Consider the following 25,136-nt stretch of genomic DNA (forward strand, 5'->3'; position numbering starts at 1 on the left):
GCGTGGCGCGCGGCGCCACGGCGATCACCCGGCGGATTTTGCTGCCTGAATCATCTTCCAGCCATTGCCGGCCGGGTCCCGGAAGCCTGCGTCGACGCTGCCGTATCGATCGACTGGCGCTTGCGTGAATTCCACGCCCTTCGCCCGCATCCGGGTGTAGCTCTCGCGGCAGTCGTCCACATACAGCACGAGCGGCGGCATTGCGCCCTTGGCCACCATCGCGTCGAGCGTCCGTGCGCTCGCCTCGTCGTGAATGGGGGGGCCGGGCCGGAACAGCCCGAGCTGGAAGGACGGCTGATCCGGGTGTTGTACCGTCAGCCACCGATATGGACCGTTGCGCACGTCCGTATGGACGTGAAAGCCGAGTTTGTCGACGTAAAACGCGAGGGCCGTATCCTGATCGTCGACGTAAAGTCCCACCACACCGATACCTGAGTTCATGAGTGCTCCTTGGTTGATGTGCCGACTTTACCTTCGCGCATGCGGCGGCGCTTCTCCAAAACTGCGATGTTGAGGTCGGGTCGTTGCGCTGCTTTCAGCACGCAGGCCGGCACGCGATCGAGTTCATGTCCTGCTTGCCGGGCCCTTACACGAGCGCTGCCGGGCGTGTGCCCGGTAATGACGCGGAAGATGCGGCCGAACGTGCCCACGCTTTCCCATCCGGTGGCCAACGCAATGTCGGTGATGCTCATGTCGGTGTCGCGCAGCAGCGTATTCGCCTGCTCGATGCGGCGCGTGAGCAGGTAGCGATGCGGGGGCAGGCCAAAGGCCTGCTTGAACGAGCGCGCGAAATGCGCCTCGGAGGTCCCGCTCACCGCGGCAAGGCGCCGGACCGGCCAGGCCTCGTGCGAAGCGGCGTCCATGCGGTCCTTCGCCCGCAGCAGGCGGCGCAGCAGGGCCGGCACTTGCGCCGGTGCGGTGTCTGAAGGCGCCGCGCGGGCGCGGGGACCTGCGTGGGAGACCATGAGATTCGCGATTGGCGTGGAGGGAGCGACTAGTTTATGCCCAACGCGCGGTCCACGGCCGCGAGAACCCTCTCGGGCGTGATCGCCCGCGTGCATTCGAACGCGCGGGGTGTGCCCCGGTGGCGCGGGCACCAGTGGAAGTCGTCGTGGTCGTAGCGCAGTGCCGGATCGTGCCAGCACCCGGTGCATACCTGCGGCGCGAAGACGCGGTACGGCGTGTCGAACTCGTTGTGCGGCAGCGTGAAGCCGGAGACGAGCACCGTTGGCGTGCGCATGGTCCATGCGAGCCACGACAGTCCGCTCGACAGCCCGACAAAGGCGCGCGCGTTGGCGAGCCATCGCGCCCGTTCGGTCAGCGGCAGATCGCCCGTGGCGTCGATGGCGCCCTCGGGCACGCACTGCCAGAAATCGCCCTTGCCGTGCCGCGGCTTCTGGTCGATGCACACCACCTCGAGGCCACGCGCACGCAAGCCCGCCACGACGGTCTCCCAGCCATCCGGGTGGTTCCAGTACTTGCACTGCGCCGTGCTCTGCACCGCGATGCACACGTAGTCAGCCGCCATTGGGCGCGACGTGTCCGGCAGTGCGGTTCGCGCACGCACCTCGCTGTCGTCCACGCCGAGAATGTGCGCGGCCGTGCGATGCAGGCCCGTCTCCCGAAAGTCGCGCGGTTGCTGGACGAGTGCCTTGTCGTCGAAGAACAGGCCGACGTTGTAGGTCGCGTAATACTTGCGTCGCTCGACCTGGTCCTGCGCGACGAAGTCGACGTCGGGATACGCGTCGCGGAACAGCGCGGCAACCCCCGGCGTAACCACGCAGGCAAGGCGGCATCCGTGGACATCGGAAAAACGCAGGGCATATGGCAGCCAGCCGAGCACGTCGCCCAGGGCGGCGAGCGGGAACTGGACAAGCACGTCCTGATGCCGGGCGTCGTAACGATGCTCGAAGACCACGACGTCGTTCAGCCAGATCGTGATGCCATACGGTACGTAGTATTTCGCGGGGCTGCGCACCACCCCGGAAGACAGGGACACGTCGGCGAGTGTGGCGTCGTTGCGCAAATCGCTCAGTCGCACCCGCCACGGCAGCGGCTGGCCGAAGTCGGGAATCACCACCCGTGCCCCGTCGTTGAAGTCGTACCGCAGGCCGGCCGGACCGACTTGCGTCGGCAGCAGCGCCGGCGAGAGGAAAATCTGTCGGGGCGACGGCGCGAATGCGGCGATCGGGGCGCTGGCCGCGCCGGGAGGGAGCGCGATATCCGCCGCCGACGAGGGCGAACCGTCGAGGGAGGGCGTGGGGGGGCCGGCGGGGGGAGACTCGATGTCGTTCATGGACGACACCTTACGCCAGTCGCTTGCTTGCCAATCGGGCGGCAAACGAGTGGAAACGGGCGCTTTTCGCGAAATTGGCCGGTATTCACCTCAAAAGACCCTTCCGCGGCCTTTCTCCCCTTTCCGTGCCTTTGCGCCTTTCCCGGCCACCGGCCCGACCGAGAGCGTATCGCCGCTCAGGGCGCCGCGGTCATCGACTGGTACTGGGCCCGCAGGGCCTGGGTGAACAGTCGATGGGTCTCGCGTGGATTCTCGCGACGGGTGAACATCGCCACGGGTGGCAGCGTCCAGGTAAGCGACCACGGCACGATGGCCACGCCGGCGATGCGCACGAGTTCTTCCGCGATATCGGCCGGCAGCAGTGACACTGCGCGTTCACTGCTGGCAAGAAGCTCGCCGGTCAGGCGCGACGAGAAGCTCTCGACGATCGGCACCGGCGGTACCACGCCCGCATGCAGGAAAAGGTCGGCGAGCTGGTCGCGCATCGGCGTGTGTGGGGCGCCCATGACCCAGTCGAGTTCGGCGAGCTGCGCCCATACCGGTGCGCTGCGCCCGAGCCGTGCGGCCAGACGGCGGCTGGCGACCACGCGCGGCATCTGGTGGTGCAGCACCTCGAACTGCACCTGCGAGAGATCGACGCTGGCGGCCGCGCGCCCGATCACGACGTCGAGCGTGTGGTCGCGCAGTTGCGCCATCAGCGCCTCGCTGGTGCCCTCGTGGAGGGTGACGGTCAGCCGTTGCGGGATCTGCGCGAGTGTCTGCTGGATAGCCGCCGCCAGGGTCTTGCCCGAGATGTAGGGAATCACGCCGACCTGCAGCCGGGCCGCGTGACCGGCCATCACGGCTTCGATGTCGCGGGTCAGGTGGTCGAGGTCGTGCACCATCGCCTGCGCGCGGGCCAGAACCACGTCGCCCAGCGGCGTGGGCGTCATGCCGCGGGGGGTGCGGTCGAAGAGCGGGCCGCCGAGCATGCTCTCGAGCTCGGCCAGCGCGCTCGTTACCGCGGGCTGGCTCGTCGCCATGTGTTCGGCCACCCGCGTGAGCGACCCGTGCTGCTGGATCTGCAGCAACAGCACGAGATGTCGCATCTTGAGCCGAGTGGTCAAGCGCCGGACCACTTCCCCGGTATCGAATGGCACCGCCCCCATCTGTCCTGAATCCCCTGGAACCCCCGATATGCCGGGCTTATAAGAAAACGTGATGCCCCCATAGTAATTCAGAATCGCCCCCGGCTGGCGGCTGCCTAGAATGGCTTCACCTCTGATGCGACATCGCCGGAGCCGTCAAAAGAACGGTTGTGCAGCGCAAACCAGAGTCGAGACATTCACCGAGGACGACATTGCCATGAGCACCAACAACGATCACCAGGCCGCCCTGGAATATCACCAGTTCCCGACCCCGGGCAAGATTTCCGTCACGGCGAGCAAACCGCTCGTCACGCAGCGCGATCTGGCGCTCGCCTACACCCCGGGCGTGGCCATCCCCTGCCAGGAAATCGCGGCGGACCCGGCTGCATCGTTCAAGTACACCGGGCGCGGCAACCTGGTTGGCGTGATCACCAACGGCTCGGCCGTGCTCGGCCTGGGCAATATCGGTGCGCTGGCGTCCAAGCCTGTCATGGAAGGCAAGGCCGTGCTCTTCAAGAAGTTCGCGGGCATCGACGTCTTCGACATCGAAATCACGGAAAGCGACCCGGACAAGCTTGTCGAGATCATCGCGAGCCTCGAAGCCACGTTCGGCGGCATCAACCTCGAAGACATCAAGGCCCCCGAGTGCTTCACCGTCGAGCGCAAGCTGCGCGAACGGATGAAGATTCCGGTCTTCCACGATGATCAGCACGGCACCGCGATCACCGTGTGCGCCGCGTTCATCAACGGCCTGAAGGTCGTGGGCAAAGACATCCGCGAAGTGAAGGTCGTCACTTCCGGTGCCGGCGCCGCCGCGCTCGCCTGTATCGATCTGATGCTTGACCTCGGCCTGCCCATCGAGAACGTCTGGGCGACGGACATCGACGGTGTCGTGTACGAAGGCCGCACCGTCGGCATGGACCCGGACAAGGCCCGCTTCGCGCAAAAGACAGACAAGCGCACGCTTGCCGAAGTGATCGAGGGCGCCGATGTCTTCCTCGGCTTGTCCGCCGGTGGCGTGCTCAAGCCGGAAATGCTCGCGACGATGGCCGCGCGCCCGCTGATTCTGGCGCTCGCCAACCCGACCCCGGAAATCTTCCCGGAAGTGGCCCGCGCCGCGCGCGAGGACGTGGTGCTCGCCACGGGCCGTTCGGATTTCCCGAACCAGGTCAACAACGTGCTGTGCTTCCCGTACATCTTCCGCGGCGCGCTCGACGTGGGCGCCACGACCATCACGCGCAACATGGAAATCGCCGCGGTGCACGCGATCGCCGGGCTCGCGCAGGAAGAGCCGAACGATTCCGTCGCGACCGCCTATGGTGCGTATGACCTGTCGTTCGGGCCGGAATACCTGATTCCTAAGCCGTTCGATTCGCGACTGATCGTGCGCATCGCGCCGGCCGTGGCACGCGCGGCCATGGAGGATGGCGTGGCGACGCGTCCGATCACCGATTTCGACGCGTACGCCGATCAGCTCCAGCAGTTTGTGTACCACTCGGGCGCGTTCATGAAGCCGATCTTCTCGGCCGCGAAGCAACTGGTGCGAGACGGCGGCAAGGCCCGCATCGTGTTCGCCGAAGGCGAAGAAGAGCGTGTGCTGCGCGCGGTCCAGGTCATCGTCGACGAGAAGCTGGCCCGCCCGATTCTCGTGGGCCGCCCCGAAGTGCTGCTCGCCCGCATCGAGAAGTTCGGCCTGCGCCTGCGTCTGGGCGAGGACGTCGAAGTCACGAACCCGTACTACGATGAGCGCTTCCACCAGTACTGGACGAGCTATTGGGAGCTGCGCTGCCGAGACGGCATCACCAAAGAAATGGCGCGTGTGGAAATGCGCCGCCGCCTCACGCTGATCGGCGCGATGATGGTGCGCCTGGGCGATGCCGACGGCATGATCTGCGGCACCGTGGGCGCCTATCACGACCACCTGCGTTTCGTCGATGAAGTGATCGGCAAGCAGGCAGGCGCGAAGACTTACGCCGCGATGAATATCCTGCTGCTCGACAAACGCACCGTGGCGCTGGTCGATACGCACGTCAACGACGATCCGACGGCCGAGCAGATTGCGGAATTCACGCTGGCGGCGGCAAAGCAGATGTCGTGGCTGAACCTCAACCCGAAGGTGGCGCTGCTCTCGCGTTCGAACTTCGGGTCGGGCAGTGCGGCGTCGGGCACGAAGATGCGTCGCGTGCTGGAGATGGTCACGGCTCAGGCGCCGGAGCTCGAGATCGACGGCGAAATGCACGGCGATTGCGCGCTGGACGAAGGCCTGCGCAGCCGCATTCTGCCGCAATCGCGTCTGAAGGGCGCCGCCAACCTGCTGGTGTGCCCGAACGTCGATTCCGGCAACATCGCCTACAACCTGCTCAAGACGGGCGCCGGCAGCAACGTGGCCGTCGGACCGTTCCTGCTGGGCGTGGGCGCGCCGGTCAACGTGCTCACGTCGAGCTCGACCGTGCGACGCATCATCAACATGACCGCGCTTACGGTCATTCAGGCCAATCGGGACTGACGTACGCTCGGCGCCGCCATCCGGGACAAGCGCCCGATGCTGCGCCGAACGCGATCGCCGAGGACCTTCGCGAGCCCCGTCGGGACAGGCGAGCGCATCGACACGATGCGCCGCCCGGCCCGCGGGGCTTCGTCGTTTGCGCAGCCGCGCAACGCGACTTGCCGATGTCTTGCGCAAGCGGCGAAGCAACACGTGTGGGTCGCGTTTCGATATCCCAAAATGGAAAACGCCGAGGCTCAAGCGCATCGGCGTTCCGGTTACCGCAGGGTTGCGCCGCCATGGGCGGCGACATCGATGTCAGCGAGGTGGCGCATGCCACCTCGCTGCGACGGATCAACCGTGATCAACCGTGATAACGGTCGTGGTCCTGTTGGTGATCGTCGTGGCGATCCCGGCCCCAGCCGCGGCGTCCACGGTCATCGCGGCCCCGATCGTCGTGCCCCCAGCCGCCGCGGTCAAGCTGCCAGCCGTGCGGTCCCTGATGCCAGGCGGGGGCGCGATAGGCGTAGCCCGGACGTACGCGTTCCCAGTGCCCGCCGCGCCATTCGTGCCGGTGGCCGTCCCAGTCCCAGAAGCCCGGCGCCCACACATAACCGGCGCGCGGCGGCGGCACCGGCTCGTAGCGCGGCGGCGGCGGTGCGCCGATGCTGATCGATACCCCCACCTGAGCATGCGCCGGTGCGACGGCAATGCCGCCGAGCGTGGCGGCCACGAGTGCGATGGTCAACGTTAATTTTTTCATTTTCGCCCCCTTTGAAAGCGATGTCTTGGTACGCCTTTATCGTACGAGGGAAGGGGCGGGAGACGAAGCAAATAGTCGTAAGAAAGTGTTGGAATTGTTTCTTTCCCTTTCCTGAAACGTCGAATTGGCGCGGCTTCCCGGGGCACGTCCCCCGGTCGATATCCGGCCTGTCGTGGGGCGAAAGCGGCGCGGACGCGCCCCGGATGGTAATCCCTCACCGGTGCCGAACGCGCCACCGCCATGACACGTCACAGAGGACGTATCGGCATGCCTGAGCAGACCTGAGCCGACCTGGTCGCGCCTGAGCGTTTTCGCTTCAGGTCGCAGGGTGCTGATGCCGATACTCCTGCGTGCGTCCACCGTAGCCATAGGCGGCGCCGCGTGCATCGATGATGTGGATGTACGAACAGGGATGCACGTTGCCGAGTAGTCCGGACAGGGCCTCGAACACCTGCGCGATGAACCTCGCCTTCTCGGCCTTCGTGTTTGTCTCGTCTGTCACGCTGATGTCGAGGTGGAACGCATTCCTGCCATGTTCCGAGAGGGGCGCGCCGGCGATGAACCAACGCTCGTGTGCGATGAAATCGACGGTCATCGCGATGACGTCCGGCGCCTTGTGCAAGGTGTCGACCGTCAGTTGCGAGACTTCACGCACGGCGCGGCGGGCGAGCGCGTCGTTGGGGGTGCCCGAGAGTTGCAGAACGATGTGCGGCATGGTGTGACTCCTGAATCGGAAGGACTGTGGAAACAACGCCCTCAGTCTAGGAGGTGGTTTGACATCGGAAAAGCGGGAATATACGATTTTATCCATCGGTTTCTTTAATGGATGGAATCATGATCCCCGGATTCGATTTCGATCAACTGCGCACCTTCGTGGCGGTGGCCGAGGCGGGCAGCCTTTCCGCTGCGGCACCTCGCGTGTTCCTGTCGCAGTCGTCGGTGAGCGAGCAGATACGCAAGCTCGAAGAGCGCATCGGGGTGACGTTGTTCACGCGCGGAAAGCAAGGCGTTGCCACCACGCCAGCCGGCGAGCGCCTGCTTGCCCATGCACGTCAGTTGCTCGCCCAGTCGGAGCACGCCTGGCATGACGTGCGCGGCTATTCGCTGGCGGGAGAGTTGCGACTGGCGATCACCGATTACTTCCGCCCGGGCGACGTTGCGCGCATGCTGCGGCATCTTGGGGTGGCGTACCCGGCACTGCGCATTCACGTCACGATTCTCAAAAGCGGCGAGATCGAATCGGGCTACGAGACCGGCGACTTCGACATCGGGCTGTCGATGCGCATCCTCGGCAAATCGCTTGGGCGCGACTCGGTGGCCGGTACCCGTGCGCTGGGGCGCGAGTCGCTCGATTGGGTCGCCGCCGCCGACCTGACGTTGCAAGCGGGGGAGCCGCTGCCCTTGCTGGTGTTGCCCGACACGTGCGCGTTGCATCGGTTCACCACGCAATGGCTTGACCGGCATAGCGTGCCTTACACGATCGCGCATGTGGCGTCGGGGGTGGCGGGGTTGCAGTTGGCGTTGAGCGCGGGGCTCGGGGTGGCATGTCTGAATGCCTCGGCGACGGGGCCCGGGCTCGCACGCATCGAGACTTTGATGCCCGGGCGCCACCTGCCGGCGCTGCCCGAGGCCGAGTTTCACCTGCTGCCCGCGCGTCGCGGCGAACCGGCGTGGGTCACGCAGGCGCGCGAAGCGTTGGCCGGGCAACTCACAGCACGTTGAGCGGGATCTTCAGGTAACGCGTGCCGTTGGCTTCGGGCGCGGGCATGTCCCCGGCGCGAATGTTGACCTGTACCGCCGGCAGGATCAGCGTGGGCATCTCGAGCGTGCGATCGCGTGCCTCGCGCATGGCCACGAAGGCGTCTTCATCGATGCCGTCGTGCACGTGAATGTTCGCGCGGCGCTGATCCGCGACCGTCGTCTGCCAGTTGGGCGCGCGCGTCGCCGGCGGGTAGTCGTGACACATGAACAGGCGCGTTGCTTCTGGCAGCGCCAGCAAACGGCGAATCGAGCGGAACAACGTGTGGGCATTGCCGCCGGGGAAATCGCAGCGTGCGGTGCCCACGTCGGGCATGAAGAGCGTGTCGCCCACGAAGACGGCGTCGCCCACGCGGTAGGCCATGTCGGCCGGCGTATGGCCCGGCACGAACATCGCCTCGGCCTGCAACGCACCGATCGCGAATGTCTCGCCGTCTTCGAAAAGATGGTCGAATTGCGAGCCGTCCGGTGGCACGTCCGCGCCCAGATGGAACAGCTTCTTGAACACCTGTTGCACGTCGCGGATGTGCGCGCCGATGGCGATACGTCCGCCCACGTGTTCCTTGAGCCAGCGCGCCGACGACAAATGATCGGCATGCGCATGCGTCTCGAGAATCCAGTCGACGGTGAGTTGCTTGTCCGCAACGAAGGCGAGCACCCGCTCGGCCGACGCCGTATGGGTGCGACCCGCCTTCGGATCGTAGTCGAGCACGGGATCGATGATCGCCGCCCGGCCCCCCGGGGCATCGAACACGACGTAAGTCACAGTGGCGGTGACCTTGTCGAAGAAGGCTTCGATGTGTGCTGAGGTGGCTGACATGACCGGCTCCTGCAATAATTTATGAATTCATATATTATAAATCAGTAAAGTGTCCGCAATGCCAGTGCCAGATGGACAACGGCTTGCGAAGGGTGCGACATGGCGTCGCGCCCGACTTTCCGATTTGCTTCGATCCTGCCATGCCCAGAACCAGCACGCTATCCCTGCTGTCCGCTCCGTCGGCCCAGTCGGCTCAGTTGGCTCAGTCGGCCCAGTCGGCCCAGTCGGCCCAGTCGGCCCAGTCGGCTCAGTCGGCTCAGTCGGCCCCGCCCGTCGAATCGACGCCCTCCGCCGCCCCGTCGGGGCCGCGGCGCGATACGGACGAACAGGACAACAAGGGTGTTGCCGTTGCGCTCGATGTCACGCCGCTGCGCGCGGCCGCGCAGGAAGCGAGCGCCTTGCTGCGGGCGCTGGCCAACGAGGACCGTTTGCTGATCCTGTGTCAATTGACGCAGGGTGAACTGTCGGTCGGGGAGCTCGAAGCCCAGCTCGATATTCGTCAGCCCACGCTCTCGCAGCAGCTCGCCGTGCTTCGCGCGGAAGCGCTCGTGACGACGCGTCGCGAGGGCAAGCGCGTCTACTACTCGGTGGCCGACGGCGCGGTGCTCGCCGTGCTTGCCTGTCTCTACGACCAATTCTGTCCCAAAGCCTGACTGCCATGACACTCGATACTCTACATTTCACCCCCTGGTCGGCGCTCGCCGGTGGGGTTCTGATCGGCGCCGCGGCCGTCTGGCTGATGCTGTCCGATGGGCGGATTGCCGGGATCTCCGGCATCGTGGGCGGCCTGCTGCGACCGTATGCCGGCGACGTGGGCTGGCGGATCGCCTTCATCGTCGGCATGCTGCTCGCACCTTGGGCGTACCGTCTGGTCGCCGTGGTGCCGGAAGCGCAGATCGATGCCAGTACGGCAATGCTCGTGACGGCGGGACTGCTGGTGGGCTTCGGCACGCGGCTTGGCTCGGGTTGTACGAGCGGTCACGGCGTGTGCGGCTTGTCGCGGTTGTCGTGGCGTTCGCTGGTTGCCACGCTTTGCTTCATGGCGACCGGCTTCCTGACGGTGTTTGTGGTGCGCCATGTGCTCAACGTGGGAGGTGCCGCATGAAAAAGCTCGCATTCGCGTTCATCGGCGGCCTCGCTTTCGGCGTGGGGCTGATTCTCGCAGGCATGGCGAACCCCGCGAAAGTGCTTGGATTTCTCGACCTTGCCGGTCGCTGGGACCCGTCGCTTGCCTTTGTGATGGGCGGCGCCATCGCGGTCGGACTCGTCGGATTCCGTCTGGCTCGCGCAAACCCGCTTGCGTGGTCGGGCGAGCCGCGTGCGTGGCCTGCGCTGCGCCAGCTGGACAAGCGGCTGGTCGTCGGCGCGTTGGTGTTCGGCGTGGGCTGGGGGATCGCGGGAATCTGCCCGGGGCCGGCGCTGGTATTGCTCGGCGCGGGCTCGGGCAAGGGGTTGATCTTCGTCGTCGCCATGCTGATCGGGATGGCGATTCACGCGGTCGCGACACGGTCCGGCGCGAAATCCTGACGCCGTGCCGTGCCGAGCCGTGGCTTCAGTGCTTGCGTGCCAGTTCCGTCCCGGCGTTGGCGGGCAGTTGGCGGGTAATCGGGATCGAGAGCACCGAGAACAGGCCGATCACGAGAAACGCCGGCAGGAAGTCGCCGGCGGTGAGTCGGTCGTGCCCGGCCAGGCGGCTGCTCGCTTGCAGCACCATGCCTGAAATCGTTACGCCGAGCCCCAGCGACAGTTGCTGGACCACGCTGGCCAGGCTCGTCGCACGGCTGGCGTCGGCGCTCTTGATGTCGGCGTAGACGATCGAGTTCAGGCACGTGAACTGCAGCGAAGGGAAAAAACCGCCGAACGCCACCACCGCGAGCATCACGACGACCGGCGTGTCATGTGTGAACAGGCCGTAGGACGAGAGTGCCACGCCCGCGAGCGCGGCATTGACGATCAGCACGCGCCGGAAACCGAAGGTCGCCAGCACGCGCTGGGCGATCGCCTTCATGAAGATCGCGCCGAATGCCGAGGCGCAGGTGATCATCCCCGATTCGAACGGGTCCATGTGCAGTCCCTCCTGCAATGCCAGCGGCAACAGGAACGGCACGGCGCCCAGACCGATGCGAAAGAGCGAGCCGCCCACCACACTGGCATGAAACGTGGGAATGCGCAGCAGCCGGAAGTCGAGCAGCGGCGCCTGCACCCGATTGGCGTGACGCCAGTAGGCAAGGACGCACAGCGCGCCCGCGACACACATCGCGATCACCACGCCGTTGTCGACCTGGTGCTCGCCGATCAGCGCCAGACCCAGCATGAGCAGGCCGCTGCCGAGCGCGGAGAGAATGAAGCCGAGCGTGTCGAGGCGTCCCGCGTTGCCGCCCCGTTCATTGTCGATGAACTCTCCCGCGAGGTAGATGCCGAGCAGGCTGACGGGAATGTTGATGAAGAAAATCCAGCGCCAGTGCAGATAGGCGGTAATCGCGCCACCCAGCGGGGGGCCGATGACGGGGCCGAGCAGCGCCGGCATGGTCAGATACCCGATGGCCTTGACGAGGTCGTGTTTTGGCACGGTGCGAAAGATCACGAGTCGGCCGACCGGAACCATCATCGCGCCCCCCACGCCCTGCAGAAAGCGGGCGAACACGAAGGTCGGCAGCGAAAACGACACCGCGCACAGAATCGAACCCGCCATGAAGATGCCAATCGCGGTGCGGAATACGTTTCGTGCGCCAAACCGATCGGAGACCCAGCCGCAGACGGGAATGAAGATCCCGAGCCCGACCACGTAGGCGGTGAGCGCCATCTTGAGCGAGATCGGATCCTGATGGAGGTCGCGTGCCATGGCAGGCAGCGAGGTGGTGATCACCGTGGCGTCGATGTTCTCCATGAACAGGGCGCAGGCGATGATGAGCGGAATGATGACGGCGCGCGACACGTTGGGGGGCTGCTGGCGCAAAGAGCGCAATTCTCCCACGAATTAAACGGGTGCTTCAATCGCGGAGGCGACGCCTACCGCGTGCCGCACGCCAACGCGTCTGCTTCGAGACGGTACAGCACATGACGGCGCAGGCGGTGCCCCGGGGGAATCAGCGGGTGAAGGAAGTCCTCCTCGGGACAGTGGCGCATGCCGATGCGCTCCATCACGGCGCGCGAGCGCACGTTCGTCGGCACCGTGAACGACACGAGCTCGCTCAGTCGCAGCGTGTCGAAGGCGAATCGGGCCGCGGCAATGGCCGCTTCCGTCGCGTACCCTTTCGACCACCACGCTTGCGCCAGCCGCCAACCGATCTCGACCGCCGGCACGAACGGCGCGTCGAAACCAACGCGCATGAGACCGACGAATCCGGCGAACGGCGTCACATCGGGAATTTCCAGTGCCCACGGGCCATAACCGTGGGTGTGAAGATGTTTCGCCAGCCGATGCGCGACGGCGTCGCTCTGCGCCCGGTCGAGCGTCGTCGGGAAGTGACGCATGACCTCGCGGTCGGCGTTGAGCGCGGCGAACAGCGGCAGGTCGTCGGTTCGCCATTGACGCAGGATCGTGCGCTCGGTGCGCAGCACCGGCGCGTCGGTGTCGAACGGCGAACTCGAAGTGACGGACGAAGGGATCATGCGCGTGGAGTGTCTCCATGGAGTCGACGTGAGTATTTGCCGAATGCGACAAATCAGGAAATACTTAATTTCGATGTTCCCAATCGGAATAAGCCTTGCCAATCCAGACCTGACAGGCCACGACGAGCGTTACGCCTATCTTACGAAAACTCGTGCGATTGAGGAAATGACATTGCCGCATGAGTTTGACGTATACGTCATTGAATCGGGCATAAGCGCCATTCCCCGCTGGATCTTCATAATAACGACTCGCGAACGCTCATCGCCAACAATACGATTGCGGATACTTCCGATATCGAGGAAACGTTCATTAGGATGGACAACCTTGTCGAAATCCGGCGGCGTCATTAATGTTCGCCGAAAGCAAGGTGGACGAATTTGCCGGGATTCGTGGTTTGGTATCCGTAGCTTGCGTCACTTCGATGCGAATCTCCCAAGTGGCGACACTGCTTTGGATAACAGAATGATCGGATAGCGCTCGAATATTCGCGATCGTATATTTTGCCGCGCCGAATCATCGGGAAATGAAAACGTGACGCTCCCGTGTGTCGCGGGGAAATGCTTTCCGGGTCTTGTCAGATGCGCGGTGAACTAAATCGGCATTGTGGAGTCCTGATGACAGAACGCCCGATTCACCGGTAATTCCGAAGACATGGAAGAGAAGTGCATCGGGATCGGGATGTGAAGAATCCGATGGTATTCTCGGAATCATGCCCTGACTTTGTGCATATTCCGACGTGCCGCTCGGATAATTCAACGCTTTTTCGCTTCTCAAGCCTCATTTGCCGGAAATGCGGTTTTCAAATAATTAAAACTCGTGTTATTTTAAGTGGCGATCCATTTTAACAACGTAAGGACACGCCAGATGGCAAGCTATAAGGAACTCGTCGCCCAGCGCGAAAAGATCGAAAAGCAGATCGAAGAGGCTCGCGCCCGTGAAGTGGCGCAGGTCATTGCAGAAGTCAAACAGAAGATCCAGGAATACGAACTGACGGCGAAAGATCTGGGCCTGGCGGCCACGGATGGCCGTCGTCGCGCCGCCCGTGCGCAGATCGCGCCGAAATACATGAACCCGGCGACGGGCGAAACGTGGTCGGGCCGCGGCCGCGCGCCGAAATGGGTCGGGAAGAACAAAGAGAAGTTCCTGATCAAGTAAGCCGCCGGCAAACGCCGGACCGGCGCTGCCGGTCACATGTCAGGGAGAGGTCGGGGAGCCGCGCGTCGCGGCCGCGCATGCCAACAGGTTCCAGCGCGAAGCGGCGGGCCATCTTCGCCGTGTCCCTGGGAGCAGTAAAGCAGCAGCCCAGTTATCGCATTGCCCCCAACCCGGATCGTCTGGCTGTGGCTTGATGTGATGCAGCGCCACGCATAAAAAAACCCGCCCTTCGTAGATCGATGGCGGGTTTTTTCATGGGCGGCATGCGGCGCGCTAGGCGGCGTTCGTATCGTCCGGCGGGAACATCAAGGTGACTTGCAAGCCGCCGGCAGGGCGGTTGCTGAACGACACGCGCCCGCCGAGTTGCTGCGTGAGCTTGTCGACGATGGCGAGCCCCAGCCCGCAGTGCGCATTACCGCCGCGCGCGGGGTCCAGGCGAACGAAGGGCCGCACGATACGGTTGATGTCCTCGTTGGGAATCCCTGGACCACTGTCTTCGATGACGAGACGCCAGCCGCCTGGGTCCTGTGATGTGCGGATCGTGAGCGGTGCTCGCCCGTAAGTCACGGCGTTATCGAGCAGGTTGTTCACGATGCGCTCGAGATAGGTCTGCTTGAGCTTGAAGCCGGGACCGGCCTGGAGGTCCAGATCGATGGCGTAACCCTGGTCGAGGAACGGTGCGATCAAGGCCGGAATGCGCGCTTCCACCGGCGACGCCGTCCCCTCCGTCTCGACGCCTCGGGCGAACAGCAGGAACTGATCGACGATACGGGTCATCGACTCGGCGTCGCGCGTGATGCCTTCGCTCATCTGGACGTCGTCCAGCATTTCCGCGCGCAACCGCAAGCGGGCGAGCGGTGTTTTCAGGTCATGGGCAATGCCCGCGAGCATCGTGTTGCGCTCCCGGTCGGTTTGCACGATGTCGTGGCTCATGCGGTTGAAGCGCTCGGTCAATTGCCGCAGTTCGAGCGGCCCGCGCTCCTTGACCTGCGTGCGCACGCGATGTGTGGCGAGTTGCTCGGCCGCCGCGGCCATGTCGCGCACGGGGCGCTGCAACTGCCAGGCGGCGAACAGCGCGAAGATGACGGTAATGCCCAGCACCGCGGCCAGGCCCGGCAGAATGGTTGCCGTGCCAGGCGGATTCCGCACGGACAACACCGGCGTGGCAATCCAGTAGTCGCGGTTGGGCAGACGTGCCCAGATGCGGGGCGGCGGCGTGCGCTCCACACGCAACTGCGTGCCGGCGGGCAACCGGCGCGCCAGTTCGGTGGTCAGGCGAGCGCTTTTACTCGCGGGCTCGAACACGTCGCCATGCGCGAACGACACGGGCACGACCTGTACGAGGTCGGGCAGCGTGAGGGCCGAGTTGCCGTCATGCACCTCGGCGGCGGCCTTGATGATGAATGCCATCTGCTCGGCGGCGTTCTGCACGCGCGTTTCGTCGTGATCGCTGCGAAGAATCGTCAGGTACGAGAAATGGCTGATGACCAGCGCCGCGATGATGAGCACCGCGAGCCGGCCGAACAGCGTGTCGAAGCGAAGCCCCTTCATGCCATGCTCCGCATGTGGGCCGGGATGTCCAAAATCGGCTGCATGCCGGAATCCTTGTCAGACCGAAAATATCGGCTCCGGACGGCATTGCGCCGCGCCGTCGCGCGCCGAGCCCTCCGGTTCATCAACCGGTGGCCATGTCGGCGCGCTGGCCGTCGGGAACGAAGATGTAGCCGCGCCCGCGCACGGTCTGAATGAAGCGCGGGCTCTGTGCGTCCTCGTCGAGCAGCCGGCGCAGGCGCCAGATCTGCACGTCGATGCCGCGGTCGTTGACGTCGCTGTCCGCGCCGTAGAGCAATTCGATGATGCGTTCGCGCGAGAGTACCTGCATGGCGTGGTTGACCAACAGGCGCAGCAAGCCGTACTCGCCATCCGAGAGCGTGAGCAATTGCGCATCGCGGGTGAGCGTGCGACTACGGAAGTCGAGCACGAACGGACCGAACGTGTAGTTCTCGCGCTGTTCCGGCACTGCGGCGTCGGGCGTCTTGCGTCGGCGCAGCACGGCATTGATGCGCGCGAGCAACTCGCGCGGGCTGAACGGCTTGCCCAGGTAGTCGTCGGCGCCGATTTCGAGTCCGACGATGCGATCGATCTCATCGCTGCGCGCGGTGAGCAGAATCACCGGCACGTCGTCGTTGCGCGCGCGCAGGTCGCGCAGGGCCGTGAGGCCGTCGACCTTCGGCATCATCAGGTCGAGCACGATCAGGGCGGGGCGCTCGCGCTCCAGGCGCGCGGCCAGCCCGTCGCCGTCGTGCATGACCGCCACGGAGAAGCCGTGGCGGCTCAGATACTCTCGCAGCAGGTCGCGCAGATCGGGATCGTCGTCGACAACAAGAATTTTCATATTCGATCGGACAGGGTGAGTGGTCATGATAGTGGCCTCCGCGCGCGCCCAGACAGGCATTTTGTTTCCGGACATTACAGTCTTGGCGGCCTGTAACGATGCGTAATAATAGAGCGAGCTCACGTAACGCGCGATCTTCGCACGCATCACGTAAGCTTCAATCTCACCATTTCCGCATACCCAGTCGCGCATTTCGCACGTTTTCATGTGATGAGAATCGGCGCGATCAGGCATTGCACGGCATCGCAAGGCCGGACCGGGTGAAGTTCCGCGACGAATCGCATCGACACGATTGGATCGACGGAGCGTGGCGAACATTGCCGCGATACGATGCATCGCCGAAATGCCGCGCAAGGATCCGACGCGAACCATCTCGCGCGCCTTCGGTCTTTTCACAGCACTGCCAATTTTTTTGTCGGGTGCGAGAAAAATCCAGACAGGCGCGGCGCCCGCCGCAACCGCTGCGCCGCTTCATGGGTCTCGGCTGCGCGGGGGCATGTCGGTCTGCTATGCTGGTCGACCAAATCCGGCTTCAGGCGCGGCCCCGCAGGGTTTCGGGCCTATTTGCCGCGGCGCAGCAAGCCGATCGAAAAAAACGTCGTCCCCAAGGGACGAATCCGCCAACGACTCCGCTGTTACGAGGAAGTTATGACCGAGCACGGTCCCCACGGTTCGGAACCACCGAACGGTTCTGATCGGCCCACGTCCCCCAACGGGACGCCACGCACCGCCGCGCCCGCACCTGCCGAATCGCGCCGGCGCCGATGGCTCGTGCCCGGCATCATCGGATTGATCGTCCTGCTCATTGCCGGTGGCGTGTATTACCGCTTGCACGCGCAAAAGGCGCAGGGTCCGGGCCAGGCGATTGGGCGTCGCGGGGGGCCGCCGGGCGGCATGGCCGGCGCGGGCATGCCGGCCACGCCGGTGACGGCCGTGGAGGCGAAAACGGGCGACCTGCCGGTCTTCCTCAACGGACTGGGTACCGTCACGCCGACACGCAGCGTCACCGTGCACTCTCGCGTGGACGGCCAGCTCATGAAGGTGCACTTCAAGGAAGGCGACATGGTCAAGGCGGGACAGCTGCTTGCCGAGATCGATCCGCGGCCGTTCCAGGTGCAGGTCACGCAAATGGAAGGTCAGTTGGCCCGCGACCAGGCGCTGCTCAAGAACGCGCAACTCGACCTGGCGCGCTATGAAACGCTGCTCACGCAGGATTCGATCGCGAAACAGACAGTCGACACCCAGCGCGCGCTCGTCAAGCAGTACGAAGGGACCGTGAAGTCCGACCAGGGGCAGCTCGACAACGCGCGGCTGCAGCTGAACTATGCGAGCGTCACGGCGCCGGTGGCGGGCCTGGCGGGCCTGCGCCAGGTCGATCCGGGCAATATCGTCCACGCCTCGGATACCAACGGTATCGTCATCATCAACGAGGTCACCCCGATCACGGTCGTCTACACGATCCCCGAGGACAATCTGCCGTCGGTGGTCAAGCGATCGCGCGCGGGCGAAGCGCTGCCCGTCGAAGCGTTCGACCGCGCGAACAAGGTCAAGCTCGCCGACGGCAAGCTGGCGTCGATCGACAACCAGATCGATACGACCACGGGTACCGTCAAGCTCAAGGCCGAGTTCGCCAATCTCGACGGCGTGCTGTTCCCGAACCAGTTCGTCAACGTCAAGATGCTCGTCGACACGCTCAAGGGCGCCACGCTCGTGCCGAGCGCCGCAGTGCAGCGGGGCACGCAGGGCAGCTTCGTCTACACCGTGCAGCCCGACCAGACGGTCAAGTTGAAGACGGTGAAGCTCGGCCCGACCGACGGCGTCAATGTGGCGGTCGAATCGGGTATCGCGCCGGGCGAGAAGCTCGTGATCGACGGCATGGACAAGCTGCGCGATGGCGCGAAGGTGGAGGTAATCACGCCCGAGAGCCGGGCGGCGGCCGTCGCCCCGCGAGCGCCGGGCGAGAAGCGCGGCGCCGCCAACGGCGGTCATCGCCGCCAGGCGCAGTGAGAATGCGCCGCGCGATCCCGCGTGAGGCCGGGCCTGCCCCGGCGACGCCGGACGCCGCCGCGCCCGAGACCCCGCGCGAGCATGCCGCCCGGCCAGGCGCCGGATGGCGGCCCCAGAGACGCCTTCGAACGTAGCCAATGAATCCGTCACGCCCGTTTATCCTCCGGCCGGTCGCCACATCCTTGTTGATGCTGGCGATCCTGCTTGCCGGTTTCGTCGCCTATCGGCTGCTGCCGCTCTCGGCATTGCCGGAAGTCGACTATCCGACCATTCAGGTGGTCACGCTCTACCCGGGCGCGAGCCCGGATGTGATGACCTCGTCCGTGACCGCGCCGCTCGAGCGCCAGTTCGGCCAGATGCCTGGCCTCAACCAGATGTCGTCGACCAGTTCTGGCGGCGCATCGGTGATCACCCTGCAGTTCTCGCTCAATCTCGGCCTCGACGTTGCCGAACAGGAAGTGCAGGCCGCCATCAACAGCGCGAGCAATCTGCTGCCGAGCGATCTGCCGATGCCGCCGATCTACAGCAAGGTGAATCCGGCCGACACGCCGATTCTCACGCTGGCGATCATGTCCAGGACCATGCCGCTGCCCAAGCTGGAGGATCTCGTCGACACTCGCGTGGCGCAGAAGATCTCGCAGCTGCCCGGCATCGGTCTGGTGAGCCTCTCGGGCGGGCAACGCCCGGCGGTGCGCATCCAGGTCAATCCGCGCGCCGTCACGTCGTACGGATTGAACATCGAGGACGTGCGCACGTCGATTGCCGCCGCGAACGTCAACGGCGCGAAGGGCAGTTTCGACGGACCGCTGCGTGCATCGACCATCGACGCCAACGACCAGCTCGCCTCGGCCGACGAGTACCGCAATCTCATCATCGCCTACAAGAACGGCGGGCCGATCCGGCTGTCCGACATTGCCGACGTGGTCGACGGCGCGGAGAACACCAAGCTCGCGGCGTGGGCCGACACCACGCCCGCGATCGTGCTCAACGTGCAGCGTCAGCCGGGGGCGAACGTGATCGAGACGGTCAACAAGGTCAAGGCGCTGCTGCCGCAACTGCAGGCCTCGTTGCCGGGCAGCATCGACGTCAAGCTGCTGACCGATCGCACCACCACGATTCGCGCCTCGGTCTCCGACGTGCAGTTCGAGCTCGTGCTCGCCGTCGCGCTCGTGGTCATGGTGATCTTCGTCTTCCTGCGCAACGTCTCGGCGACCCTGATCCCGAGCGTGGCCGTGCCGCTGTCGCTGGTCGGCACATTCGGCGTGATGTATCTGTCCGGCTTCTCGATCAACAACCTGACGCTCATGGCGCTGACCATCGCGACGGGCTTCGTGGTCGACGACGCCATCGTCATGATCGAGAACATCGCGCGCTACATGGAGCAGGGCGAGAAGCCGCTGCAGGCGGCGCTCAAGGGGGCCGAGCAGATCGGCTTCACGATCATTTCGCTCACGTTCTCGCTGATCGCCGTGCTGATTCCGTTGTTGTTCATGGGCGACGTGGTGGGCCGGTTGTTCCGGGAGTTCGCGATCACGCTGGCCGTGTCGATCCTGATCTCGGCGGTGGTGTCGCTCACGCTCACGCCGATGATGTGCGCCAAGCTGCTGCGCCACGTGCCCGAAGAGAAGCAGGGCAAGTTCTATCGCAAGACCGGCGAAATGTTCGATCGCATCATCGCGAAATACGGCGAGTGGCTTACCTGGGTGCTTGACCGTCAGCGGGCCACGCTGCTCGTGGCGCTCGGCACGCTCGTGCTCACGGTGTTGCTGTATCTCTGGGTGCCCAAGGGCTTCTTCCCGGTGCAGGATACCGGGGTGATCCAGGGCATTTCCGAGGCGCCGCAGTCGATTTCGTTCGCCGCGATGAGCGAGCGCCAGCAGGCGCTGGTGGCCGCGGTGCTCAAGGATCCGGCCGTCGAATCGGTGTCGTCGTTCATCGGCGTCGACGGCGTGAACACCACGCTCAACAGCGGGCGCCTGCTGATCAATCTGAAGGACAAGCATACCCGTGGGCTCGACGCCTCCGAGGTCATCCGCCGCATTCAACCCGAGGCGGCGAAGGTGCCGGGCATCGCGCTCTACATGCAGCCGGTGCAGGATCTGACGATCGAAGACCGTATCAGCCGGACGCAATACCAGTTCACCCTGCAGGACCCGAGTCTGGACACGCTCGGCGTGTGGGTGCCCCGGCTGGTCGACAAGCTCCGTGAGGTGCCGGAGCTGGCCGACGTGACGAGCGACCTTCAGGTCAACGGACTGCAGGCGTACGTCGAGATCGATCGCGATGCCGCGAGCCGACTGGGCGTGACGCCCGCCGCCGTCGACCAGACGCTATACAGCGCGTTCGGCCAACGCCTGATCTCGACGATCTACACGCAGGCGTCGCAATACCGCGTGGTGCTGGAAGTTGCCGACGACTTCCGGCGCGGGCCCGACGCGCTCAAGGGCATCTACGTGGCCTCGACCTCGGGCGTGCAGGTGCCGCTCACGTCGTTCGCGAAGGTCATCGAGAAGCCCACGCCGCTCGCGATCAACCATCAGGCGCAGTTCCCGTCGGCGACGATCTCGTTCAACCTGGCGAAGGGCGCGTCGCTCGGCCGGGCGGTCAAGGCGATCACCGCGGCGGAGCAGTCGATCGGCCTGCCGGTCAGTACGCAGACCACATTCCAGGGGGCCGCGCAGGCGTTCCAGGCATCGCTCTCGAATACGCTGTGGCTGATTCTCGCGGCCGTGATCACGATGTACATCGTGTTGGGCGTGCTCTACGAGAGCTACATCCATCCGATCACGATCCTGTCGACGCTGCCCTCGGCCGGCGTCGGTGCGTTGCTCGCGCTCATGGTCTCGGGCAACGACATCAGCATCATCGCAATCATCGGCATCATCCTGCTGATCGGCATTGTGAAGAAGAACGCCATCATGATGATCGACTTCGCCCTCGAGGCGGAGCGTGAGCACGGCATGACGCCGCGCGAGGCGATTTATCAGGCGTGCCTGCTGCGTTTTCGCCCGATTCTGATGACGACCATGGCCGCCGTGCTCGGGGCGCTGCCCCTCATGCTCGGCTCGGGCGTGGGCTCGGAGCTGCGTCAGCCGCTAGGGATCACGATGGTGGGCGGGCTGATGGTGAGCCAGGTACTCACGCTCTTCACCACGCCGGTGATCTATCTGTGGTTCGATCGACTCGCATACCGGGCGCGCGCCTGGCGCGAGCGACGTTTCGGGCCATCGGACGACGTATCGCACGACGACCGCGGCGATGCTGACGACTCGGGCGGCCAGGGGGGGCAGGGCGGCCCCGCAACCACGGACGGTCCTGCGCGATGAACCTGTCGGCTGTCTTCATCAGGCGCTCCGTCGCGACGGTCCTGCTCACCATCGGGGTGACGCTGGCGGGCAGCGTCGCGTTCGGGCTGCTGCCGGTCTCGCCACTGCCGCAGGTCGATTTCCCGACCATCTCGGTGTCCGCATCGCTGCCCGGCGCAAGCCCGGAGACCATGGCCGCCAGTGTGGCCACGCCGCTCGAACGCTCGCTGGGGCGCATTGCTGGCGTGACGGAAATGACGTCGAACAGCACACTGGGCTCGACGCGCGTCACGTTGCAGTTCGACCTCTCGCGCGACATCAACGGCGCCGCGCGCGACGTGCAGGCCGCCATCAACGCCGCGCGCAGCCTGCTGCCCACGGGCCTGCCGAGCAATCCGACCTATCGCAAGGTGAACCCGGCGAGCGCGCCGGTGATGATCATCGCGCTCACGTCGGAGAGCATGACGCGAGGCCAGATGTACGACGCCGCCTCGACCATCCTGGCGCAGAAGATCTCGCAGCTCGACGGCGTGGGCGATGTGACCGTGGGCGGCAGTTCGTTGCCGGCGGTGCGCGTCGAGCTCAACCCGACGGCACTCAACAAGTATCAGATTCCGTTGGAAACGGTGCGCACCACGATTCAGTCGGTGAATGCGAATCGTCCCAAGGGAGCGCTCGAAGACGGCGATCGCCGTTGGCAGATTCTCGCCAACGACCAGGCGAAGACGGCCAGCGAATACATGCCGGTCATCGTGAGTTACAAGGACGGTCGTCCGGTGCGTCTCTCCGATGTGGCCGACGTGGTGGATTCGACGCAGGATCTGCGCAATGCCGGATCGGCAAACGGCAAGCCGTCGGTGCTGCTGATCGTCACGACCCAGCCGGGCGCGAATATCATCCAGACGGTGGACGGCATCAAGCGGATTTTGCCGAATCTGCGCGCGTCGATCCCGGCGGCGATCAATCTCGATGTGGTGCTGGATCGTACGTCGACGATTCGCGCGTCGCTCAGGGAGGTGGAACGCACGCTGCTGATTTCGATCGCGCTGGTGGTCATGGTGGTGTTCCTCTTCCTGCGGAACTGGCGCGCGACGCTCATTCCGAGCGTGGCGGTGCCCGTGTCGCTGATCGGCACCTTCGGGATCATGTACCTGTGCGGGTTCAGTCTCGATAACCTGTCGCTCATGGCGCTGACGATCGCGACGGGCTTCGTGGTCGACGATGCCATCGTGGTGCTGGAGAACATTGCGCGGCACATCGAGGAAGGGCTGAGTCCGTTCGCGGCGGCGCTCAAGGGCACCCGCGAGGTGGGCTTCACCGTGTTGTCGATGAGTATCTCGCTGGTGGCGGTCTTCATTCCGCTGCTGCTCATGGGCGGCATCGTGGGACGCCTGTTCCGCGAGTTCGCGGTCACGCTCTCCGCGGCGATCATGGTGTCGCTGGTCGTGTCGCTCACGACCACGCCGATGATGTGCGCACGTCTGCTCAAGGGGCGCGCTGCGCCGGGTGTTCCCCCGGAGACGGCGCCGCTCGCACCCGAGCCGCCGCGTCGAGCGTCGGTCTGGGCGCGCGTGGGCGACTGGACCGAGCGCATGTTCGCGGCGATGTTGCGCGAGTACGAGCGCTCGCTCGGATGGGCGCTGCGACATGGGCCGCTGATGCTGATCATTCTGCTCGCCACGATCTGTCTGAACGTCTGGCTCTATGCCGTCGTTCCGAAGGGTTTCTTCCCGCAGCAGGACACGGGGCGCATGATCGGCTTCATCCAGGCCGACCAGGCTATTTCGTTCCAGGCGATGGAAAAGAAGCTGGCCGACTTCATCACGATCGTGCGGGCCGATCCCGATGTCGCGACGGTGACCGGCTTTACCGGCGGGTCGAACCGCAACGGCGGGATGATGTTCGTCACGCTCAAGCCGCTGGGCGAGCGAAAGATTTCGGCCGATCAGGTAATCGCACGCCTGCGCGGAAAGCTCGCGAAAGAGCCCGGGGCGATGCTCTATCTGCAAGCGGCGCAGGACATTCGCGTGGGCGGGCGGTCGAGCAATGCGCAATATCAGTACACGTTGCAGGCCGACGATCTCCAGCAATTGCGCGAGTGGGAGCCGAAGGTGCGCAACGCCATTTCGCGTCTGCCGAACCTCGCCGACGTCAACACCGATCAGCAGGACAAGGGCCTGCAGACGACGCTCGTGGTCGACCGGGACCAGGCGTCGCGTCTGGGGCTGACGATGAGTCAGGTCGACAACGTGCTCAACGACGCCTTCGGACAGCGTCAGGTGTCCACCATCTACAATCCGCTCAATCAGTACAAGGTCGTGATGGAAGTCGCGCCGCGCTGGTGGCAGAGCCCGGAGTCGCTCAAGGACATCTATGTGGTGACGTCGGCGGGCGCGCAGGTGCCGCTCTCGGCGTTTTCGAGCTACAAGCCGACCAACACGGCGCTGGGCGTGTCTCACCAGGGGCAGTTCGCCGCGAGTACGATCTCGTTCAACCTGCCCCCGGGCGTCTCGCTATCGCAGGCGCAGGCGTCGATCCAGGACGCCGTGGGCCGGCTTGGCATGCCCACTTCGGTGCACGGCAGCTTCCAGGGCACGGCGCAGGCATTCCAGTCGGCGCTGTCGTCGCAACCGATCCTGATTCTGACGGCGTTGCTCACGGTGTACATCGTGCTCGGCGTGCTCTATGAGAGCTACATCCATCCTCTGACGATTCTCTCGACGTTGCCGTCCGCGGGGGTGGGGGCATTGCTGGCGTTGATTCTCTTCGACACGGAGTTCAGCATCATCGCGCTCATCGGCGTGATCCTGCTGATCGGCATCGTGAAGAAGAACGCCATCATGATGATCGACTTCGCGCTCGATGCGCAGCGGCGCCACAACATGCCGCCGCGCGAGGCGATCTTCCACGCTTGCGTGTTGCGTTTCCGCCCGATCATGATGACGACCATGGCGGCGATGCTCGGGGCGATCCCGCTGGCCCTGGGCACGGGCGACGGCGCCGAGCTGCGCCAGCCGCTGGGAATTTCCATCGTGGGCGGCTTGCTGGTGAGCCAGGTGCTCACGCTGTACACCACGCCGGTGGTGTATCTGTACCTCGACCGTTTGCGTCTGCGTTGGGCCCGCTGGCGCGCCCGCGCACGCACCGGTCACGGCGACGCCGGGGAGGTGGAACATGGCTGATCGCGTTTGCCGTCGGCGAGGGTCTGCCCGCGCGAGCATTGGCGTCATCGCCTCGCTCGCCACGCTCGCTTCGTCGCGATGGATCGCCATCTTCGGCCCGTCGGCTGCATTGGCGGCGTCCGTCAGTTCGTTACCGGGCGTGCGCGCCGCCGCGTTACCCGATGCGTTTTCCAAAACCCAAGTCCCGGCCGATGGGCCGATGTGTGCCATGTCCCGTACCCCGAATCGTC

At 65.0% G+C, this 25,136-nt stretch carries 20 protein-coding genes; 9 read left to right on the forward strand and 11 right to left on the reverse strand.

What is annotated here, in order from left to right; translation table 11 throughout:
- Positions 1 to 24 precede the first annotated feature (24 nt).
- The 4 genes from PMO31116_RS15965 to PMO31116_RS15980 all read right to left on the reverse strand — a co-directional run bounded on the left by PMO31116_RS15965 (position 25) and on the right by PMO31116_RS15980 (position 3,435).
- On the reverse strand, positions 25 to 441 hold the full coding sequence (locus PMO31116_RS15965; protein WP_150567589.1) for a VOC family protein: 417 nt from the start codon (positions 439 to 441) through the stop codon (positions 25 to 27).
- Positions 438 to 965: a helix-turn-helix domain-containing protein gene (locus PMO31116_RS15970; RefSeq protein WP_150567590.1), complete on the reverse strand. Its 528-nt coding sequence runs from the start codon at positions 963 to 965 to the stop codon at positions 438 to 440. The genes PMO31116_RS15965 and PMO31116_RS15970 overlap by 4 nt, the downstream gene beginning before the upstream one ends.
- A gap of 29 nt (positions 966 to 994) precedes the next feature.
- Positions 995 to 2,296: an autotransporter strand-loop-strand O-heptosyltransferase gene (locus PMO31116_RS15975; protein ID WP_150567591.1), complete on the reverse strand. Its 1,302-nt coding sequence runs from the start codon at positions 2,294 to 2,296 to the stop codon at positions 995 to 997.
- A 176-nt stretch (positions 2,297 to 2,472) separates the two neighbouring features.
- Positions 2,473 to 3,435, reverse strand: a complete 963-nt coding sequence (locus PMO31116_RS15980) for a LysR family transcriptional regulator (RefSeq protein ID WP_150567592.1) — start codon at positions 3,433 to 3,435, stop codon at positions 2,473 to 2,475.
- A 205-nt stretch (positions 3,436 to 3,640) separates the two neighbouring features.
- On the opposite strand from PMO31116_RS15980, the gene PMO31116_RS15985 reads away from it, so the two are divergent.
- Positions 3,641 to 5,929 (forward strand): NADP-dependent malic enzyme, encoded by a 2,289-nt coding sequence (locus tag PMO31116_RS15985; RefSeq protein WP_150567593.1) that lies wholly within the window; start codon positions 3,641 to 3,643, stop codon positions 5,927 to 5,929.
- A 343-nt stretch (positions 5,930 to 6,272) separates the two neighbouring features.
- Here the strand turns inward: PMO31116_RS15985 and PMO31116_RS15990 are convergent, their stop codons facing one another.
- Together PMO31116_RS15990 and PMO31116_RS15995 are read right to left on the reverse strand one after the other, a co-directional pair.
- Positions 6,273 to 6,671 carry a YXWGXW repeat-containing protein gene (locus PMO31116_RS15990; RefSeq protein ID WP_150567594.1) on the reverse strand — a complete coding sequence of 133 codons (399 nt, stop codon included), beginning with the start codon at positions 6,669 to 6,671 and terminating at the stop codon, positions 6,273 to 6,275.
- Between the two features lie 316 nt (positions 6,672 to 6,987).
- Positions 6,988 to 7,386 (reverse strand): tautomerase family protein, encoded by a 399-nt coding sequence (locus PMO31116_RS15995; RefSeq protein ID WP_150567595.1) that lies wholly within the window; start codon positions 7,384 to 7,386, stop codon positions 6,988 to 6,990.
- Between the two features lie 122 nt (positions 7,387 to 7,508).
- On the opposite strand from PMO31116_RS15995, the gene PMO31116_RS16000 reads away from it, so the two are divergent.
- Positions 7,509 to 8,393, forward strand: a complete 885-nt coding sequence (locus PMO31116_RS16000; RefSeq protein WP_150567674.1) for a LysR family transcriptional regulator — start codon at positions 7,509 to 7,511, stop codon at positions 8,391 to 8,393.
- On the opposite strand, the gene PMO31116_RS16005 is transcribed toward PMO31116_RS16000, so the two are convergent.
- A complete protein-coding gene (locus tag PMO31116_RS16005; RefSeq protein WP_150567596.1) occupies positions 8,380 to 9,249 on the reverse strand; it encodes an MBL fold metallo-hydrolase in 870 nt (289 codons plus the stop codon). The two genes, PMO31116_RS16000 and PMO31116_RS16005, sit on opposite strands and share 14 nt — an antisense overlap.
- A 368-nt stretch (positions 9,250 to 9,617) precedes the next feature.
- Between PMO31116_RS16005 and PMO31116_RS16015 the strand changes: the two genes are divergently transcribed.
- The 3 genes from PMO31116_RS16015 to PMO31116_RS16025 are packed head-to-tail and all read left to right on the forward strand — an operon-like array spanning position 9,618 to position 10,776.
- Positions 9,618 to 9,902 (forward strand): ArsR/SmtB family transcription factor, encoded by a 285-nt coding sequence (locus PMO31116_RS16015; protein ID WP_150567675.1) that lies wholly within the window; start codon positions 9,618 to 9,620, stop codon positions 9,900 to 9,902.
- A 5-nt stretch (positions 9,903 to 9,907) separates the two neighbouring features.
- Positions 9,908 to 10,354 carry a YeeE/YedE family protein gene (locus tag PMO31116_RS16020; protein ID WP_150567597.1) on the forward strand — a complete coding sequence of 149 codons (447 nt, stop codon included), beginning with the start codon at positions 9,908 to 9,910 and terminating at the stop codon, positions 10,352 to 10,354.
- On the forward strand, positions 10,351 to 10,776 hold the full coding sequence (locus PMO31116_RS16025; RefSeq protein ID WP_150567598.1) for a DUF6691 family protein: 426 nt from the start codon (positions 10,351 to 10,353) through the stop codon (positions 10,774 to 10,776). Before PMO31116_RS16020 ends, PMO31116_RS16025 begins: the two co-directional genes overlap by 4 nt.
- Before the next feature lie 25 nt (positions 10,777 to 10,801).
- On the opposite strand, the gene PMO31116_RS16030 is transcribed toward PMO31116_RS16025, so the two are convergent.
- Positions 10,802 to 12,205 (reverse strand): MFS transporter, encoded by a 1,404-nt coding sequence (locus PMO31116_RS16030; RefSeq protein ID WP_281350158.1) that lies wholly within the window; start codon positions 12,203 to 12,205, stop codon positions 10,802 to 10,804.
- A gap of 53 nt (positions 12,206 to 12,258) precedes the next feature.
- Entirely contained in the window at positions 12,259 to 12,861 is a 603-nt protein-coding gene (locus tag PMO31116_RS16035) for a GNAT family N-acetyltransferase (RefSeq protein ID WP_150567599.1), read from the reverse strand.
- 865 nt (positions 12,862 to 13,726) lie between these two features.
- Here PMO31116_RS16035 and PMO31116_RS16040 point away from each other — a divergent pair.
- Positions 13,727 to 14,017: an H-NS histone family protein gene (locus PMO31116_RS16040; RefSeq protein WP_150567600.1), complete on the forward strand. Its 291-nt coding sequence runs from the start codon at positions 13,727 to 13,729 to the stop codon at positions 14,015 to 14,017.
- A 273-nt stretch (positions 14,018 to 14,290) separates the two neighbouring features.
- Here the strand turns inward: PMO31116_RS16040 and PMO31116_RS16045 are convergent, their stop codons facing one another.
- Positions 14,291 to 15,568, reverse strand: coding sequence for an ATP-binding protein (locus PMO31116_RS16045; protein WP_150567601.1), 1,278 nt, complete (start codon positions 15,566 to 15,568; stop codon positions 14,291 to 14,293).
- A gap of 124 nt (positions 15,569 to 15,692) precedes the next feature.
- Positions 15,693 to 16,412: a response regulator gene (locus tag PMO31116_RS16050; RefSeq protein WP_036663232.1), complete on the reverse strand. Its 720-nt coding sequence runs from the start codon at positions 16,410 to 16,412 to the stop codon at positions 15,693 to 15,695.
- Positions 16,413 to 17,183: 771 nt separating this feature from the next.
- Here PMO31116_RS16050 and PMO31116_RS16055 point away from each other — a divergent pair.
- The 3 genes from PMO31116_RS16055 (at position 17,184) to PMO31116_RS16065 (ending at position 24,906) form a co-directional block, all read left to right on the forward strand.
- Complete coding sequence (locus PMO31116_RS16055; RefSeq protein ID WP_150567602.1) at positions 17,184 to 18,419, forward strand: MdtA/MuxA family multidrug efflux RND transporter periplasmic adaptor subunit; 1,236 nt, start codon at positions 17,184 to 17,186, stop codon at positions 18,417 to 18,419.
- 137 nt (positions 18,420 to 18,556) lie between these two features.
- On the forward strand, positions 18,557 to 21,745 hold the full coding sequence (locus tag PMO31116_RS16060; protein ID WP_150567603.1) for an MdtB/MuxB family multidrug efflux RND transporter permease subunit: 3,189 nt from the start codon (positions 18,557 to 18,559) through the stop codon (positions 21,743 to 21,745).
- Positions 21,742 to 24,906, forward strand: coding sequence for a multidrug efflux RND transporter permease subunit (locus tag PMO31116_RS16065; protein WP_150567604.1), 3,165 nt, complete (start codon positions 21,742 to 21,744; stop codon positions 24,904 to 24,906). The genes PMO31116_RS16060 and PMO31116_RS16065 overlap by 4 nt, the downstream gene beginning before the upstream one ends.
- Positions 24,907 to 25,136 lie beyond the last annotated feature (230 nt).

Source organism: Pandoraea morbifera (assembly GCF_902459575.1).
Taxonomy (GTDB): domain Bacteria; phylum Pseudomonadota; class Gammaproteobacteria; order Burkholderiales; family Burkholderiaceae; genus Pandoraea; species Pandoraea morbifera.

Excerpts from the sequence above, each read along its gene's own strand:
- PMO31116_RS15965 (WP_150567589.1), bottom strand. The coding sequence starts at position 441 with ATGAACTCAGGTATCGGTGTGGTGGGACTTTACGTCGACGATCAGGAT.
- PMO31116_RS15970 (WP_150567590.1), bottom strand. The coding sequence starts at position 965 with ATGGTCTCCCACGCAGGTCCCCGCGCCCGCGCGGCGCCTTCAGACACC.
- PMO31116_RS15975 (WP_150567591.1), bottom strand. The coding sequence starts at position 2,296 with ATGAACGACATCGAGTCTCCCCCCGCCGGCCCCCCCACGCCCTCCCTC.
- PMO31116_RS15985 (WP_150567593.1), top strand. The coding sequence starts at position 3,641 with ATGAGCACCAACAACGATCACCAGGCCGCCCTGGAATATCACCAGTTC.
- PMO31116_RS15990 (WP_150567594.1), bottom strand. The coding sequence starts at position 6,671 with ATGAAAAAATTAACGTTGACCATCGCACTCGTGGCCGCCACGCTCGGC.
- PMO31116_RS15995 (WP_150567595.1), bottom strand. The coding sequence starts at position 7,386 with ATGCCGCACATCGTTCTGCAACTCTCGGGCACCCCCAACGACGCGCTC.
- PMO31116_RS16005 (WP_150567596.1), bottom strand. The coding sequence starts at position 9,249 with ATGTCAGCCACCTCAGCACACATCGAAGCCTTCTTCGACAAGGTCACC.
- PMO31116_RS16020 (WP_150567597.1), top strand. The coding sequence starts at position 9,908 with ATGACACTCGATACTCTACATTTCACCCCCTGGTCGGCGCTCGCCGGT.
- PMO31116_RS16025 (WP_150567598.1), top strand. The coding sequence starts at position 10,351 with ATGAAAAAGCTCGCATTCGCGTTCATCGGCGGCCTCGCTTTCGGCGTG.
- PMO31116_RS16035 (WP_150567599.1), bottom strand. The coding sequence starts at position 12,861 with ATGATCCCTTCGTCCGTCACTTCGAGTTCGCCGTTCGACACCGACGCG.
- PMO31116_RS16040 (WP_150567600.1), top strand. The coding sequence starts at position 13,727 with ATGGCAAGCTATAAGGAACTCGTCGCCCAGCGCGAAAAGATCGAAAAG.
- PMO31116_RS16045 (WP_150567601.1), bottom strand. The coding sequence starts at position 15,568 with ATGAAGGGGCTTCGCTTCGACACGCTGTTCGGCCGGCTCGCGGTGCTC.
- PMO31116_RS16050 (WP_036663232.1), bottom strand. The coding sequence starts at position 16,412 with ATGAAAATTCTTGTTGTCGACGACGATCCCGATCTGCGCGACCTGCTG.
- PMO31116_RS16060 (WP_150567603.1), top strand. The coding sequence starts at position 18,557 with ATGAATCCGTCACGCCCGTTTATCCTCCGGCCGGTCGCCACATCCTTG.
- PMO31116_RS16065 (WP_150567604.1), top strand. The coding sequence starts at position 21,742 with ATGAACCTGTCGGCTGTCTTCATCAGGCGCTCCGTCGCGACGGTCCTG.